The 15,820-nt window shown below is 73.1% G+C and carries 11 protein-coding genes; 8 read left to right on the top strand and 3 right to left on the bottom strand.

The annotated features are described in order from the left end of the window. The first annotated feature begins 268 nt into the window (after window positions 1-268). Together ABH935_RS45290 and ABH935_RS45295 are read left to right on the top strand one after the other, a co-directional pair. Window positions 269-1,126, top strand: coding sequence for a methyltransferase (locus ABH935_RS45290; protein ID WP_370384192.1), 858 nt, complete (start codon window positions 269-271; stop codon window positions 1,124-1,126). Between the two features lie 305 nt (window positions 1,127-1,431). Next, window positions 1,432-1,848, top strand: a complete 417-nt coding sequence (locus ABH935_RS45295; RefSeq protein WP_194911869.1) for a DUF3040 domain-containing protein — start codon at window positions 1,432-1,434, stop codon at window positions 1,846-1,848. Between the two features lie 167 nt (window positions 1,849-2,015). Here ABH935_RS45295 and ABH935_RS45300 read toward each other — a convergent pair whose 3' ends face one another. The 3 genes from ABH935_RS45300 to ABH935_RS45310 all read right to left on the bottom strand — a co-directional run bounded on the left by ABH935_RS45300 (window position 2,016) and on the right by ABH935_RS45310 (window position 7,236). Continuing rightward, window positions 2,016-4,733 carry a transglutaminaseTgpA domain-containing protein gene (locus ABH935_RS45300; protein WP_370384193.1) on the bottom strand — a complete coding sequence of 906 codons (2,718 nt, stop codon included), beginning with the start codon at window positions 4,731-4,733 and terminating at the stop codon, window positions 2,016-2,018. Window positions 4,734-4,851: 118 nt separating this feature from the next. After that, the gene (locus ABH935_RS45305) at window positions 4,852-6,201 is read right to left on the bottom strand and encodes a DUF58 domain-containing protein (protein ID WP_370348833.1); all 1,350 of its coding nucleotides are present in this window, start codon (window positions 6,199-6,201) and stop codon (window positions 4,852-4,854) included. A gap of 15 nt (window positions 6,202-6,216) precedes the next feature. Beyond that, on the bottom strand, window positions 6,217-7,236 hold the full coding sequence (locus ABH935_RS45310; protein WP_370384217.1) for an AAA family ATPase: 1,020 nt from the start codon (window positions 7,234-7,236) through the stop codon (window positions 6,217-6,219). A 571-nt stretch (window positions 7,237-7,807) separates the two neighbouring features. Between ABH935_RS45310 and mraZ the strand changes: the two genes are divergently transcribed. The 6 genes from mraZ (at window position 7,808) to murF (ending at window position 15,815) form a co-directional block, all read left to right on the top strand. Continuing rightward, entirely contained in the window at window positions 7,808-8,254 is a 447-nt protein-coding gene (gene mraZ / locus ABH935_RS45315; protein ID WP_370384194.1) for a division/cell wall cluster transcriptional repressor MraZ, read from the top strand. A 269-nt stretch (window positions 8,255-8,523) separates the two neighbouring features. Beyond that, window positions 8,524-9,474: a 16S rRNA (cytosine(1402)-N(4))-methyltransferase RsmH gene (rsmH, locus tag ABH935_RS45320; protein ID WP_370384195.1), complete on the top strand. Its 951-nt coding sequence runs from the start codon at window positions 8,524-8,526 to the stop codon at window positions 9,472-9,474. Window positions 9,475-9,476: 2 nt separating this feature from the next. Further along, window positions 9,477-10,334 (top strand): hypothetical protein, encoded by an 858-nt coding sequence (locus ABH935_RS45325; protein ID WP_370384196.1) that lies wholly within the window; start codon window positions 9,477-9,479, stop codon window positions 10,332-10,334. Window positions 10,335-10,640: 306 nt separating this feature from the next. After that, complete coding sequence (locus tag ABH935_RS45330; protein WP_370384197.1) at window positions 10,641-12,455, top strand: peptidoglycan D,D-transpeptidase FtsI family protein; 1,815 nt, start codon at window positions 10,641-10,643, stop codon at window positions 12,453-12,455. 163 nt (window positions 12,456-12,618) lie between these two features. Continuing rightward, window positions 12,619-14,277: a UDP-N-acetylmuramoyl-L-alanyl-D-glutamate--2,6-diaminopimelate ligase gene (locus ABH935_RS45335; RefSeq protein WP_370384198.1), complete on the top strand. Its 1,659-nt coding sequence runs from the start codon at window positions 12,619-12,621 to the stop codon at window positions 14,275-14,277. Window positions 14,278-14,309: 32 nt separating this feature from the next. Continuing rightward, complete coding sequence (gene murF, locus ABH935_RS45340) at window positions 14,310-15,815, top strand: UDP-N-acetylmuramoyl-tripeptide--D-alanyl-D-alanine ligase (protein ID WP_370384218.1); 1,506 nt, start codon at window positions 14,310-14,312, stop codon at window positions 15,813-15,815. Window positions 15,816-15,820: the final 5 nt, after the last annotated feature.

The following is a 15,820-nucleotide window of genomic DNA, read 5'->3' on the forward strand; positions in this document are numbered from 1 at the left end:
TCTGCTGGCAGTGACAGGAGTGGACAAGAGTGACAGGTGGGGCGGGGCGCGGAGCCGGCCGGGCCGGAGCGCGGGATGGACCACCGCAGGTCCGCTCGGGTGACCCGGACGCCCCGACCGGCCACGACGCCCTGCGAGACACCCCGGACCACCGGCCACCCGGTCCACTACGCTGGCACCGGAGCCTGTCTCCCCGGCCGAGCCGAGTCCCAGCCGGGCGCAGTCGGGCCCCGCCGAGCCCGAGCCGACCCGCAGGAGTGCACCCCTCATGGCCGACAGCGCCGCCAGCGCGACCGCCACCCCCGCCGCCCAGGGACCCGCCGAAGGCGCCGCCGCGGGACCGGGCGGATCCGCCGGCCCGGCCGCCGGCCCGGCCGCCACCGGTCCGGCCGCGGCGCGCCGCGCCCAGGCCCGCACCGCCGTGCTGTGGCAGGCCGTGCGCACCGTCCTCGACGACTCCGCGCCCCGCGACGTGCTCGACGTCGGCGGCGGCACCGGCGGCTTCGCCGTGCCGATCGCCGAGCTCGGGCACCGGGTCACCGTCGTCGACCCCAGCCCCGACGCGCTGGCCGCGCTGGAGCGCCGGGCCGCCGAGAGCGGCGTGCCCAAGGACGCCCTGCGCGCCGTCCAGGGCGACCTGGCCGGGCTGCTGGAGTACGTCGAGCCCGCGAGCGTGGACCTGGTCCTGTGCCACGGCGTCCTGGAGATGGCCGACGACCCGGCGGCCGGTCTGGCGACGGTCGCCGACGTGCTGCGCCCCGGCGGCGTGGTGAGCGTGCTGGCGGCCAACCGCGCAGCCGCGGTGGTGGCCCGCGCGCTCGGCGGCCACTTCGCCGAGGCCCGGCGCGCGCTGGCCGACCCGACCGGCCGCTTCGGACCGCAGGACCCGCTGGCCGCCCGCTTCGACGAGGAGCAGCTCACCCGGCTGGTGGGCGACGCGGGGCTGGTGGTGCAGTCGGTGCACGGCGTGCGGGTGTTCACGGACCTGGTGCCCGGGGCGCTGGTGGACGCCGACCCGCAGGCCGCCTCGGACCTCGCGGCGCTGGAGGCGGCGGTCGCCGACCGGCCGGAGTTCCGCGCGGTGGCCGGGCGGCTGCACGTGCTGGCGCGCAAGAGCCCGGCGTAGCGGTCCCGTCCCAGGCCTCTCGGCCGACACGTAAGATCACTTCTTAATACGTGCTTACAACTGATCTCCCGGCTCTTCGGAGCGAACCTTTTCCGGCCCGGGAACGTTCTTGTAAGGGGTGGATCCGAAAGCGCCCCCGACACCGAGATCACCCCATGCGTAGCACAGCGCATACCAGGGCATCGTTCGGGTGAAGGGGTCACAGGATCTGTCTCTGATGGGAGCTTTCGTAGACCCCGGGGTCTGCTTATTCTTAAGACAGTCACCGCCGATGGGTGGCTGTGGATGCTGGGAGGATAGGCCAAGTGCCGCTGTCTGATCATGAGCAGCGCCTGCTGGAGCAGATGGAGCGCGCGCTGCACGCGGAGGACCCCAAGTTCGCCTCCGCGCTGCAGGGAGCGGATCTGCGCGCGCTGTTCCGGCGCCGCGCCCTGCTGGCCGTGATCGGGTTCGTGCTCGGCATCGGCGCACTGGTGGCCGGCGTCGTCATCTCCCAGATCCCGCTCAGCGTGGCCGGCTTCGTGGTGATGCTGGGCTGCGCCTGGCTGGCCTACGCGAGCTGGCGCCGGATCCCCGCCCCCGGCGAGATCGTCCCGGTGGCGCGCCGCAAGGTCCGCGCCGCCGCCCGCAAGCCCGGCCGGTCGCCCGGCCAGCCCCGCCAGCCGACGATGCGCCGCTTCGAGGAGCGTTGGCAGCGGCGGCGCGACGAGGGCAACCTCTGAGAGAGCTTTAAAGCCGGGTCCCTACTGGGGCCCGGCTTTTGTCGTGCCGCGGTTCATAACACCCGCCGACCACAGCGCCGAGCTTTTCTGCTGATCACGTCATCGCCTACGCATCGGCCGGCGCGGCCGATACTGAGATCAACCGCGCCGGCCTCGTCATCTCCCTGCTACTGCCGCGTCTTCTCCTCCGACCCCCGCCCCTCCGACGAAGACCCCGGCCGCCGCCCGTGCGGCGCTCGCGCCCGGAGCCGCGTGCCGGCGCCCTGCACCCTCTCGTACACCCGGCCGGTGAAGTCTTCGCGGCGCTCGCGGAGGGCGGCCAGGGCCGAGGGCGGCATCACTGTGGCGCGGATGCGGGTGCGGCGGGAGACCGGTTCGGCCAGGCCGGCGCGGATCTCCTTCACGTCGTCCATCAGGTCCGGCATCGGTGCGGCGCCGGAGTTCGTCGGGCGGCGCAGGGTGCGGGCGTAGTTCGCGCGTTCGGCCAGGCCGGTGACGCGGCCCATCGCGTCCTGGGCCGGGCGGGAGAGGTGCGCCTGCTTGATGATCCGCTCGGCACTGCGGCGCGGGGTCTCCGACGTGGGCCAGGCGTAGCCCAGGTCGGTCGCGCTGTCGCGGACCTCGTCCCAGGCCGCGAGGATCCGTCGGCGTTCCGGGTCCTCCTCGGGCCGGCGGTTCGTGGGCGCGTCCGCCGACTCCCATTCGAGGCCGTCCTCGTCCTCGGCTCCCGGTTTGCCGCGCCGTCCCGCGCGGCGGCTGAGGCCGGCGGCCAGCTTGCCGCGGGCCCGGCGGCGGGCGATGCGCAGCAGCATCGGGACGGAGGCGATCAGCAGCAGGGCCAGCAGGATGAAGCGCACTGCGATGGCGTAGCCGGAGCCGCCGAACAGCCAGTACTCCAGGAAGCGCGGGACGGCGCCGAACCAGCCCAGCCAGCTGAACTTCGGCTTGGGCCCGGCCGCCGCGGCGCCGGTCTGGCTGTTGTCGTTGCAGCCGTTGAACTTGCGGATGTTCACCGGGCAGTTGCTGGCCGAGGAGGCGCCGGCGCCCGACGGTGCCGAGGTGCTCGGGCTCTGCGACGGCCCCGTGCTGGTGTTGCCGCTGGTGTTGGTGCTGTAGTTCGGGACCACGCCGTGCCCGCCGCTGACCAGGGCGTTGGTGATGCCGACCGTCGGCTCGAAGCGCAGCCAGCCGATGCCGTGGAAGAACAGCTCCGGCCAGGCGTGGTAGTCGTGCTTCCGGACTTCGTAGTTGTCCCCGCTGATGGGCTGCCCCGGGGTGAAGCCCACCGAGACCCGCGCCGGGATGCCCAGGGAGCGCGCCATCGCGGCCATCGTCTCGGCGTAGAACTGGCAGTAGCCCTTGTTGTACTTCAGCAGGTACTCCATCGCGCCGACGCCGTCCTCGGACGGGACGCTCAGCGAGTAGCTGAAGCGGTTGCCCTTCTGGAAGAAGTCCTGGATCGCCTGCGCTTGGGCGACCGGGTTCGCGATGCCCTTGGTGATGGTCTGGGCCTGGGCGGCCACGTCCGCCGGGATGCCCTTCGCGTCCAGGTCCATGCCCAGGTTGTAGCGCGTCTTGTCGTCCCCGGTGATCCCGGTGACCTTGGCCAGGTCGGCGGGGGCGAAGGAGGTCGTGTCGAACACCGTCGCGCTGTACGGCATGCCCTTGTAGACCGAGGCCGTGCCCAGGATCGCCAGCGAGTCGCGGTCGACCTGGAACCCCGGCGGGGCGTTCACCACCTGGGCCGGATAGGGCACCGGCAGCGAGCTGATGTCGGTCTTCTCGATCTTGGTCGTCTGGTCGGAGACGTACTTGACCTGCACCTGCACCGTCTTCGGCGGCGTGATGTCGCCGGCCAGCCCGGGGACGCCCGCCGAGACGGTCCCGTCGGTGCCGATCTGCGTCAGCTGCTTGTTCGGGTCCGGCGCCCAGGCCACGTCGGCCTTGGCGTCGAACACGTCGAGCGTCTGCAGCCGCAGGTACTCCGGCTTGCCCGCCTGGTAGTCGAGCACCGGGTCGTCGGACGCCGCACCGAGGTTGTTCTTGAGGTTCAGCACCTGGCTGAACGAGCCGTTGTCCTTCTTGTGCCCGTCGCCGTTCCCGTTGCCGCTGTCCGGTCCGATCCCGAACAGGCCGCCGGATATCGTCGGCAGCAGCAGCGGTGCGAGCACCGCGACGATCAGTGCGTACATCGTGATCTGGTGCCCGGTGGCGGCGATCGGACCGGTGTCCACGCGGGCCTTGGGCGCCGCGACCGGCTTGCCGTCGGCGCCGGCCCGCTGCCGTCCGGCGTGCACCAGCGGCCGGCCCCAGCGGCCCAGGCGGTCGCGGCCCTCGGCGGACAGCAGCGCGGTGTAGCCGGCCGCGGCCAGCCCGAACGCCAGCCAGTCGTAGCCGCCGCCGCTGCGGGTGGCCGGGACCAGGTAGAGCGCCAGCAGCGGCAGGCCGGCCAGCGGGGCGGCGGCGTAGGTCGCGGCCAGCGCGTCCACCAGCACCGCCAGCGCGCTCAGCGACAGCACCAGGATCGCGGCTATGCCGGGCGTGGCCTGGCCGCCGATGACGGTGTCACGGATGTCGTGGGCGCCGCTGGAGTACAGGTCGCCCAGCTCCCGGAACACCGCCCAGGTCGGCAGGACGCCGCCGAACGCCTCGTCGTGGGCCAGCAGCACCATGTCGTACCAGAACACGACGACGGTCTGGGCCAGCACCACCAGCGGCCGCGGCCGGATCAGCCGGCGGAACAGCTCGCCGGAGGCGGTGGACACGATGACCGCCAGCACGATCGGCCAGACCCACGAGCCCGGCGCCAGCAGCCGCAGCAGCCCCGTGGAAGTGAGCAGCAGCGCGACGGCCGCGGCTATGCCTATGCGCAGTCTGCCGGTCATCGCCACGTACCCCCGTTGTCCGGGCCTCCGGCCCGCGTCATCACCTGTACCCGCACTCGCACTCGCATCTCGGCGCGCGCGCTCGTCCGTCCCCGCGCCCCCGAACTCCGACCGACGTTCATCGCGCAGCCCCCAGTTCCGTCCCGGCCATCCCGGAGAGCCCGGCGCCGCGGCGCGCCGCCTGCTCCCACAGCTCGGGCAGCCGGTCGCCCGGCTCCACCCCCACCACGCGCCAGCCCCCGACCCGCAGCACCTGCGCCGAGCCCGCGAACCGGGTCTGCGCCTGGGCCATCGGCCGTCCGCCGAGCCAGGACGCGGTGTCCATCGCGAACGCCACGCCCGAGGTCGTGGAGTGCCGCACCCGGGCCAGCTCCGAGGCGTCGTCCCCGGACAGGTCGCCGAGCACGGCGATCACCAGGCTGTCCCCGCCGCCCTGGCGCAGCATCGCGTTCGCGCCGGACAGCGTCGCGGCGTTGCTCATCTCCACCACGGCCAGCGCGTCCAGCAGCATGCCCTCGAAGTCCAGGCCGACGGCCGCCGAGGAGTCGTGCGCCGCGGCGGTCACCGCCTGCCCGGTCTCGGTCAGCAGCCGCACCGCGTAGCCGTGCCGCGCCATGTGGATGGCGATCGAGGCGGCCGCGGACACCGCCCACTCGAAGGACGAGGCCGGGCCGTCGCCGCGGTGCGCGATCGCCCGGGTGTCCAGCAGGATCGTCGCGCGGCTCTGCCACACCTGCTCCTCGCGGCGCACCATCAGCTCGCCGGTGCGGGCGGTGGAGCGCCAGTGCACGCGGCGCAGGTCGTCGCCGTGCCGGTACTCGCGGGTGCCGATGTCGTCCTCGCCGGCCGCGGCCACGGACGTGGCGTGCCCCTCGCCGCGGCCGCTCCAGGCCTGACCCACCGGCGCGTTCGGCAGTGCGAAGACCTGCGGCGTGACCGTCAGCGCGTGTTGCGCCGAGAACGAGCGCGACAGCTCCACCAGCCCGAACGGGTCGGCCAGGCGCAGCGCCAGCGGACCCAGCAGGTAGCGGCCCCGCACGTCGGAGCGCACCCGGTAGACCACCCGGCGCCGGCCGTTGGGCTCCACCTTGTTCAGCACGAAGCGCGGCCGTGAGCCGAGCACGTACGGCACCCGGTCCTCGACCAGCAGCGTGCCCGAGGGCAGCCGGGAGACGTTCTCCAGCCGCAGGTGCACGCGCGCCTCCTGGCCGACCCCGACCCGGGCCGGCTCCAGCGCGCGCCGGCACGAGACCCGGTAGCGGGTCCGCGCCAGCACCATGATCGCGATCAGCGGCAGCATCGCCAGCATCGCGCCGACCCGCAGCAGCACCTTGTAGTCGAAGAGCATGCCGCAGGCCATCGCGGCCAGCCCGGCGGCCAGGAACGACCGCCCGCGGGTGGTGAGCCCGGCCAGCCGCCCGCCGCGGCCGTCGGTGTTCTCCGTGTTCTGATTCTGTTGGGCGGACATCGTTGCCCTTCCCTCCTAGCGGCGGGCGTGGTGCGTGCCGCCGAGCGACGGCACCGGCACCGCCGACACCAGGCCGGCCACCACCTGCTCGGTGGTGCGGCGGCTGATCTGAGTCTCGGCGGTGGGCAGCAGGCGGTGCGCCAGGACCGAGACCGCCAGGTGCTGGATGTCGTCGGGGAGCACGAAGTCTCGGCCCTCCATGGCCGCGGCCGCGCGGGCCGCGCGGACCAGCTGCAGCGTGGCCCGGGGCGAGGCGCCCAGGCGCAGTTCGGGGGAGGTGCGCGAGGCGTTGACCAGGTCCACGGCGTAACGCCGGACCTCGTCGGAGACGTGGATGTGCCGCGCGGTGTCGATCAGCTGCGCCACCTCGTGCGCGTCGGTCACCGGGCGCAGCTCGTCCAGCGGCGAGACCTGGCCGTGGGTGTCCAGCATCCGCAGCTCGGCGACCGGCGCCGGGTAGCCGATCGAGATGCGGGCCATGAACCGGTCGCGCTGGGCCTCGGGCAGCGGGTAGGTGCCCTCCATCTCGATCGGGTTCTGGGTGGCCACCACCATGAACGGCGACTCCAGGTGGAACGTGGTGCCGTCCACCGTCACCTGCCGCTCCTCCATGGACTCCAGCAGCGCCGACTGGGTCTTGGGGGAGGCCCGGTTGATCTCGTCGCCGACCACGAAGTTGGCGAAGATCGCGCCGGGCTTGAACTCGAACTCCTTGCGCTGCTGGTCGAAGATCGACACCCCGGTGATGTCCGAGGGCAGCAGGTCCGGGGTGAACTGGATACGGCGCACGGTGCAGTCGATCGACTTGGCCAGCGCCTTGGCGAGCATGGTCTTGCCGACCCCGGGCACGTCCTCCAGCAGCAGGTGGCCCTCGGCGAGCAGCACCGTGACGGCCAGCTTGACCACCTCGGGCTTGCCCTCGATGACCGTCTCCACCGCGGCGCGGATCCGAGCTGTGGTGGCCGACAGGCGCTCCAGGTCCGCCCCGCCGACCGGGCCCTGCGGACGCACCGCGGGAGTCGCGACGGCGTCCAGGCCGCCGCCCCCGGTGTATCCCAGCTCGCTGTTGCCGACCGTCACAGGATCCTCCCACCACACTGTCCTTATCGGCCGCACGGTGTTCGCACGGCCGCCCCACCCGACGTCACGGGTCCCCCGGAGCTTCTCGCTCCGGGCCCCGGGCCGCCAGGCCCCCGCCACGCGTCTCCTCCGCGCGCGGGGCGTTCACTCTTCCCGCTGATCGCGCGGTGCGCCAGCGAAAACATGTACTCCTCAGATCTTCGCTCACAGCGGGGCGCCTAGGGCAATAGATGCGGCCAAAACTTTGACGCACTGGTCTGGACCACCCCGTCACGTTCCCGTTGATGTCAAGACGTGCGGAAGACCCCCGGCGTTGCACGCCCCGTTCGGGGCAATCCCCACCCCGGTGCTCAGGGCCACTGTGACCTGCTCGGATCCGGTGATCCGGGGTTGCCCGGGAAGTTTGGTGGAGTACAGTGGGGGGAAGTGGAGCGGGACCGGGTCCGGATTCGGACTACCGCGCAATGCGCAGATTTTTTACGGACCCGACGACCTGCATGTCGACTCGCCGGGATAGGAGGCGCGAGTGTTCCTCGGGACCTACACGCCCTCCCTCGACGACAAGGGCCGGCTGATCCTGCCGGCGCGCTTCCGCGAGGAGCTCGCCGCGGGTCTGGTGGTCACCAAGGGGCAGGAGCGCTGTCTGGCGGTGTGGACCGCCGAGGGCTTCGCCGAGCTGACGGCGCAGATGCGCAGCGCCGCCCGGCCCGGTGCGCCCGACGCGGCGATAGGCCGCTCCTCCCGCGACTACCACCGGGTGTTCTTCGCCAGCGCCTACGACTGCCAGCCGGACGCGCAGGGGCGGATCGTGATCCCGCCGCCGCTGCGCGCGTACGCCGGGCTGAAGCGCGAGTGCGTGGTGATCGGCGCCGACACCCGGCTGGAGATCTGGGACGCCGAGGCCTGGGCCGGCTATCTGGACGGGGCCGAGTCCGCGTTCGCCGCGTCCGGATCGGAGGCGGCTGCTGAGTAGTCGCCGGCGACCGGTGGACCAGCTCCGGCGGACCCGGCGGCAGTCGAACCGTCAGCACCGTCCGAACCGTTCCCGCACGCCGCGTGCCCTGTGGCCTCCTCCCGCTCGACCGGCCCGCCCGGCTGGCACACCTTCCCCGGTGCCAGCCTGGCGGCAGCCGGCCTTGACGGGCGGGGACCAGAAGGCGCGCGGCGTGCGCCACTCCCGAGGTCCGCTCGATACCGTGGGGCCCGGACCTGCAGCAGACTTCGAAGGCGGAACCACCACCGATGACAAGCGCGACACACATCCCGGTCATGCTCGAACGCTGCGTCGAGATCCTCGGCCCGGCCCTCGGGCGGCCCGGTGCGGTCGTGCTCGACGCCACCCTGGGACTCGGCGGCCACAGCGAGGCGTTCCTCCAGCGTTTCCCGGAGGTGCGGCTGATCGGCCTGGACCGCGACCCGCAGGCGCTGGACGCCGCGGGCAAGCGCCTCGCGCCGTTCGGCGACCGCGCGACCCTCGTGCACGCGGTGTACGACGAGATCCCGGAGGTGCTGGACCGCCTCGGCGTCCGGGCGCTGTCCGGGACGTTGTTCGACCTCGGAGTCTCCTCTCTGCAGCTGGACATGCGCGAGCGCGGCTTCGCGTACAGCTACGACGCCCCGCTGGACATGCGCATGGACTCCTCGCGCGGCATCACGGCGGCGGAGATCGTGAACACGTATCCGGCTCCTGACATCGCCCGCATCCTGCGCGACTACGGCGAGGAGCGCTTCGCCCGCCGCATCGCCGACAACATCGTGGCCGAGCGCGAACGGGAACCGTTCACCACCACCGCCCGTCTGTCCGAACTGGTGAGGGACTCCATCCCGGCGGCCACCCGGCGCACCGGCGGGCACCCGGCCAAGCGCACGTTCCAGGCCCTGCGCATCGCGGTGAACGACGAACTGCCGGTCCTGGAGCGGGCCCTGCCGGCCGCGATCAAGGCCACCGGCCTGGCGGGGCGCATCGCGGTGCTGTCCTACCACTCGCTGGAGGACCGCCTGGTCAAGCGCGCGTTCGCGGCGGTGTCGGAGTCCACGGCCCCACCCGGCCTGCCGGTGGTGCCGGAGGAGTACCAGCCGAAGTTCCGGCTGCTGACGCGCGGCGCGGAGCCGCCGACCGACGCCGAGGTCGCGGAGAACCCGCGGGCGGCGTCGGCGAAGCTGCGGGGCGCCGAGCGCGTGAGGGAGGGGTAGCGATGGGCGCGGAGGGTCCCGGCGGCGGCGGTGGTACCGATGGCGAGCCGGGCGATTCGGGCGCGGGGAGCGCGAGCGGTTCCGGTGCGCGGGCGAGTGGCGGCGGCGGGGCTGGCGGTACCGGTGCCGGCGTTGGCGGCGGGGAGCGATTAGGCCGGTCGGGCGGCGATGACCGGTCCGGCGAGGCGGGCGGTTCGGGCAGCGCCAAGTCCGGGAGCGAGGGCGGCACTGGTGCCGGGTCTGCTGCGGGCAAGAGCGGCGGTGCGGTCGGCCGGTTCGGGGCTTCCGGGGGTTCTGGCGGGTCCGGCGGCTCGGGCCGCGGCGGTGCTCTGACCCCGCGGCTGGTGGTCCTGGCCGGGCGCAAGGGCACGCCGTCGTTGCTGCCGTTCGTGGCGGTGCTGCTGGCGCTCGGGCTGGTCGGGCTGCTGGCGCTGCTGGTCCTGAACACCGAGCTGAACAAGGGCGCGTTCACCATAAAGCAGCAGAAAGCCACCGCGACCAAGCTCCAGCAGGATTCCGAGCAGATCCAGCAGTCGCTGAACGGTCTGGACGGTCCCGGAGCCCTGGCGACGAAGGCCTCGCAGATGGGCATGGTGCCGAACCCGAACCCGGCGTTCCTGGCGCCGAACGGCTCGGTACTCGGCTCGCCGACGCCCGCGCCGAAGCCCTCCACCTCCGCGCCGACCGCCAACGGTGCGGTCCCCGGCGCCGCGGTTCTGCCGACCACGCCGGCCCCGACCACGCCGACGCCCAGTCCGGCCGCGCCGACCACGCCGGTCGCGCCTCAGGCCAAGCCCGGCGCGGCTGCTCCCCACGTCCCACCCGCGCCGACCCCCACTCCGACCGGGGTCGGCCGATGACTTCCATCACCTCCCGAGCAGCAACGGGGAGCAAGTATGAGTGACCGCGACCGTCCCGAAGACCCTCGCCCCCGGCGTCCTGCCGGCGATCGTGATGCCCTGAAACTACCGCGTCCCGCCCGCCCGCCGCGTCAGAACTCTGACCGCGACGTGCCGCGCCCCCGCCCCCGCAAAACCGCCGTCCGCCAACTCGCGCCCCGCCGTCCGGCCGGCACAGGCGGCACAGGCGGCACAGGCGGCACAGGCAGCGCCCCTGCCCGCCCCCGCCCGCCGCGCCCCCCGGGCCCGCGCACCCCGACCCTGCGCATGGGCTCGCCGCGCCGCCGTCTGCGGGTCACGATGTTCGGCCTGCTCTTCGCCTTCTCCCTGTTCGCCGGCCGCCTGTTCCAGCTGCAGGCCGTCGACGCCGGCGGCTACGCCGCGGCCGCCGAGAAGGGCCGCGAGGCCACCGCCACGCTGCACGCCAGCCGGGGCGCGATACTGGCCGCCGACGGCACGCCGCTGGCGGTCTCCGTCGAGGCCTACGACGTCACCGCCGACCCGACCCTGGTCGCCCGCTACCACGAGGACGTCGACGAGCTCGCCGCGAAGCTCGCCGGCCTGTTCTCGGCCGCGCCGGAGTACGCGCAGGGCGGCGCGCCCAGCGTCGCGGACCTGCAGGCCGCGCTGGCCAAGACGGACACCCGCTACGTCGTGCTGGCGCACAAGGCCTCGCCGGCGACCTGCGCCAAGATCCGGCAGCTGGCCGTGTCCAACACCAGCAACCCGAGCAGCACCGTCGGGGTCTACACCAACTCCCGCGACGACCGCCGCACCTATCCCGGCGGCACGCTCGCGGCGAACCTCATCGGCTTCACCGACTCCGACGGCGTCGGCAAGGCCGGGATCGAGCAGATGCTCAACGACAAGCTGGCCGGCAAGAACGGCCAGGAGTCCTACCAGGCCGCCTCCGGTGTGGAGATCCCGACCACCGGGGTGAACCTGAAGCCGGCGGTGGACGGCGAGAGCGTCAAGACCACCATCGACCCGGACATCCAGTGGGCCGCCGACCAGGCGCTGTCCAAGGAGGTGCAGCAGACCGGCTCGGTCTCCGGCACCGTCGTGGTCGAGGACGTGAAGTCCGGCCAGATCCTCGCGCTGTCGAACTACCCGACCTTCGACCCGCGCCACCTCACCAACGCGGACGGCCCGAACCTGGGCAACCGCGCCTTCACCGAGCCCTTCGAACCCGGCTCGGTGGCCAAGGTCATCACCATGTCCGCGGCCGTGCAGACCGGTGTGGCCGAGCCCGACACCCAGCTGCCGCAGTTCACCTCGCCGCAGCGCGTCGGGCGCTACATCTTCAACGACGACGTCTCGCACGGCCCCTGGAGCCTGACCATGACCGGGGTCCTGGCCGCCTCCTCGAACATCGGCACCATCGAGGTCGCCGACCTGTTCCAGCAGCACGGCCTGGACCGTGACCAGACCATCGCCAAGTACCAGCGGCTGTTCGGCTTCGGCCAGAAGACCGGCATCGGCTTCCCCGGCGAGAGCGCCGGCCTGCTGGACCCGCCGGAGAAGTGGAACGACACCGAGCGCTACACCGTCCTGTACGGCCAGGGCCTGGCCGCCACCGCGGTCCAGGACGCCTCGGTCTACCAGACCATCGCCAACGGCGGCGTCCGCATCGCCCCGACCCTGATCCAGGGCTGGACCGACGCGGCCGGCAAGTACACCCCGGCCGCCGCGCCGCAGCAGACGCCGGTGGTCAGCGCCGCGACCGCGTCGAAGGTCGCCGACATGCTGGAGTCGGTCACCACCTCCCAGCGCGGCACCGGCACCACGGCCCAGATCCCCGGCTACCGCGTCGCAGGCAAGACCGGCACGGCGAACCGCTACGACGAGAAGCTGGGCCGCTACAACGGCTACACCGCGTCGTTCATCGGTTTCGCTCCGACCGACAAACCACAGATCGTCGTCGCGGTCTCGCTGCAGGCCCCGGTCGGCGCGCACTTCGGCGCCGAGATCGCCGCGCCGGTGTTCACGCAGGTCATGTCGTTCGGGTTGCAGAGCCGAGGGGTCGCGCCTACCGGGACTCCGCAGGCCAACCTGCCCACCACCTACGGATCCGGTAACTGACCGGCCACTGGGAGCTGATTGTTAAGTCATTGACGCAAAGGGCCGTCCCACCCGCGTTCGTCAGGCCTCACCAGCCGGTTCGGCCCGAGCGCGGGACGGGACGCGAATATCGGCGAGGAGCTGAACGCACGACCGCGCTCCGCGAACCGGTAGCCTTCCGCTCGTGCCCCAAGTGACCGTCCCCGCCGATCCGACGACGTATCGGGATCCCATGACTTCCACGCCGCGCCCGCAGAACATCCCGCAGCACAGCGTCCGCGCCTGTGCGGACTACGTCGGCGCCGCCGTCGTCCCGGCGGACGCGGCCATGGAATTCCTGGAAGCGGCGGTCACCGGGATCTCGCACGACTCGCAGGCGATCCGGCCCGGCGATCTGTACATCGCCTGGCCCGGCGCGGCGCGGCACGGCGCCGAGTTCGCGCCCGGCGCGGTGGACGCCGGCGCCGTCGCGGTCGTGACCGACGCGGCGGGCGCGGCGATGCTCGACGGCCTGGCCGTCCCGGTCCTAGTGGCCGAGGACGTGCGCGGGCTGGCGGGCCGGCTGTCGGCGTACGTGTACGGCGAACCGGCCACGCACCTGGCGATGTACGGCGTCACCGGCACCAACGGCAAGACCACCACCAGCTACCTGATCGACGGCGGTCTGCGCCGCGCGGGCCTGACGACCGGCGTGATCGGGACCGTGCAGATCCTGATCGGCGACGAGGTGGTGCCCTCCGTGCGCACCACCCCGGAGTCCCCGGACCTGCAGGCGATCCTGGCGACCGCCGTGGAGAAGGGTGTCGACGCGGTCGCGATGGAGGTCTCCAGCCACGCGCTCGCCTACGGCCGCACCGCCGGGATCCGGTTCAAGGCGGCCGCGTTCCTCAACCTGACGCAGGACCACCTGGACTTCCACGCCGACTTCGAGGACTACTTCGAGGCCAAGGCGAAGCTGTTCACCCCGGGGTACACCGAGCGCGCGGTCGTCGACGTCGACGACGCGCACGGCCGCAGGATCGTCGAGCGCTGTCGGGCCAACGGCGTCGAGGTGCACACCTTCTCCATCAAGGGCGAGCCCGCCGACTGGAGCGCGGAGGACATCGATCTCGGCGCCGACGCCTCGACGTTCACCGTCGTGGGCCCGGACGGTGGCCGGCACAAGGCCCGCGCGGGGCTGCCCGGTGACTTCAACGTCGCCAACGCGCTGGCCGCGATCGTGCTGCTGGCGGTGAGCGGGATCGAGTTGGAGACCGCGATCGCCGGGGTCGGCGACGTGCACGGCGTCCCGGGCCGCATGGAGCGGGTCCAGGTGCCCGGCCAGGAGTTCCTGGCGGTCGTCGACTACGCTCACACCCCCGACGCCGTCGAGACGGCGCTGCGCGCGCTGCGCCCGGTCGCCGAGCGCGGCCACGGCCGGCTGCGCGTGGTGGTGGGCTGCGGCGGGGACCGCGACAAGAGCAAACGGCCGCTGATGGGCGCCGCCGCGGTGCGGCTCGCCGACGAGGCCGTGTTCACCGATGACAACCCGCGTACGGAAAGTTCAGCGGACATTCTCGCGGCCGTCACCGCCGGCGCCGACGCCGAACTGGCCGGTGCCGACCAGAATTACCGCGTGGTGGCCGACCGGGCCGAGGCGATCGCCTCGGCGGTGGCCGCCAGCGGCCCCGGCGACGTGCTGATCGTCGCCGGCAAAGGACATGAGCAGGGGCAGGAGATCGCAGGAGTGAAGAAGCCGTTCGACGACCGGGTGGTGCTGCGCGCCGCTTTGGAGGCGTCGGCTGGGGCCATCGCGGCTGGGGCCAAATCAGAGAAAGCAGAGAAGGGCCACAGCGAGCAGTGAGCCCCCATAATCTCGGTTGGATCGCGCAGACCGTGGGCGGGACCCTCAGCGGCCCCCCCGGCGCCACACAGGAGGAGCTCGCAGAGCTCGCCATCCCCGGGCCCGTGGTGTTCGACTCGCGGGACGCCGCCCCCGGAGCGCTGTTCGTCGCGTTCCCCGGCGAGAACGCCGACGGGCACGCCTTCGTCCCGGACGCCGTGGCCAACGGCGCCGTCGCCGTCCTGGCCGCCCCGGACGACGTCTACCGCAAGCCGTGGGAGGGCCGGGGGAGCGTCCCGACTGTGACCATCCCGGACGGCGGCCTGCTGCGGGCACTGTCCGCGCTGGCCACCGCGCACCTGGCGGAGCTGCCCCGGACCACCGTCGTCGGCGTGACCGGCTCGGCCGGCAAGACCACTACCAAGGACCTGATCGGCCGGCTGGTCGGTGAACTGGGCCCCACGGTGGCGCCGAAGGGCAGCTTCAACAACGAGCTCGGATTCCCGATCACCGTGCTGCGCGCCGACGAGGACACCCGGTACCTGGTCGCCGAGATGGGCGCGCGCGGCATCGGGCACATCAGGCATCTGACGACGATCGCCCCGCCCCGGCTCGGTGTGGTGCTGAACGTCGGCAGCGCGCACCTCGGCGAGTTCGGCAGCGTCGAGGCCATCGCCGAGGCCAAGGGCGAGCTGCCCGCGGCCGTGCCGGAGGCCGGGAACTGCAACCCCGACCGGGACGGCGTGGCGATCCTCAACGCTGACGACCCCCGGGTGCGCGGCATGGCCGAGCGGACCAAGGGCCGCGTGGTGCTGTTCGGCGAGTCGCCGGACGCCGACGTGCGCGCCGAGGACGTCCGGGTCGGACCCGACGGCCGCGCGAGCTTCACGCTGCTGTACCGCGACGGCGAGGGACCGCACCGGTACCCGGTCGCGCTGCGGCTGGTCGGCGAGCACCAGGTGTCCAACGCGCTGGCCGCCGCCGCGGCCGCGCTGGAGCTGGGCCTGCCCGGCGCGAAGGTGGCCGAGTTGCTCTCCGCCGCCGAGCCGGACAGCAAGTGGCGGATGGCTATCGGCGAGTCGCCGGACGGCGTGACCGTCGTCAACGACGCCTACAACGCCAACCCGGAGTCGATGCGCGCGGCGCTGAAGACGCTGGCCACGATGGCCCGCTCGCGCCCCGGCGCGCGCTCCTGGGCGGTGCTGGGCACGATGGCCGAGCTCGGCGCGGACTCCGCGGTCGAGCACGACGCCGTCGGGCGCCTGGCGGTGCGGCTGAACATCGCGCAGACCGTCGCGGTCGGCCCGGGCGCCGCCGCGATCCACAGCGGCGCGTCGATGGAAGGGTCCTACGACGGGGAGTCGGTCGCGGTGCCGGACGCCGAGGCCGCGCTGGCCTTCGTGCGGGCCGGGGTGCGGCCGGGTGATGTGGTGCTGGTGAAGGCTTCGCGGGCGATCGGCCTGGAGTGGGTGGCCACGGAGCTGTTGGCGGGCGCGGCCCCGGGCGCCGGGGAAGGCGCGCCGCGGCGGACGAGCAGTGCGGGAGGTGGCGTCCGGTGAGCACG

Origin of the sequence: Catenulispora sp. GAS73 (assembly GCF_041262085.1) — a bacterium.
Taxonomy (GTDB): Bacteria; Actinomycetota; Actinomycetes; order Streptomycetales; family Catenulisporaceae; genus Catenulispora.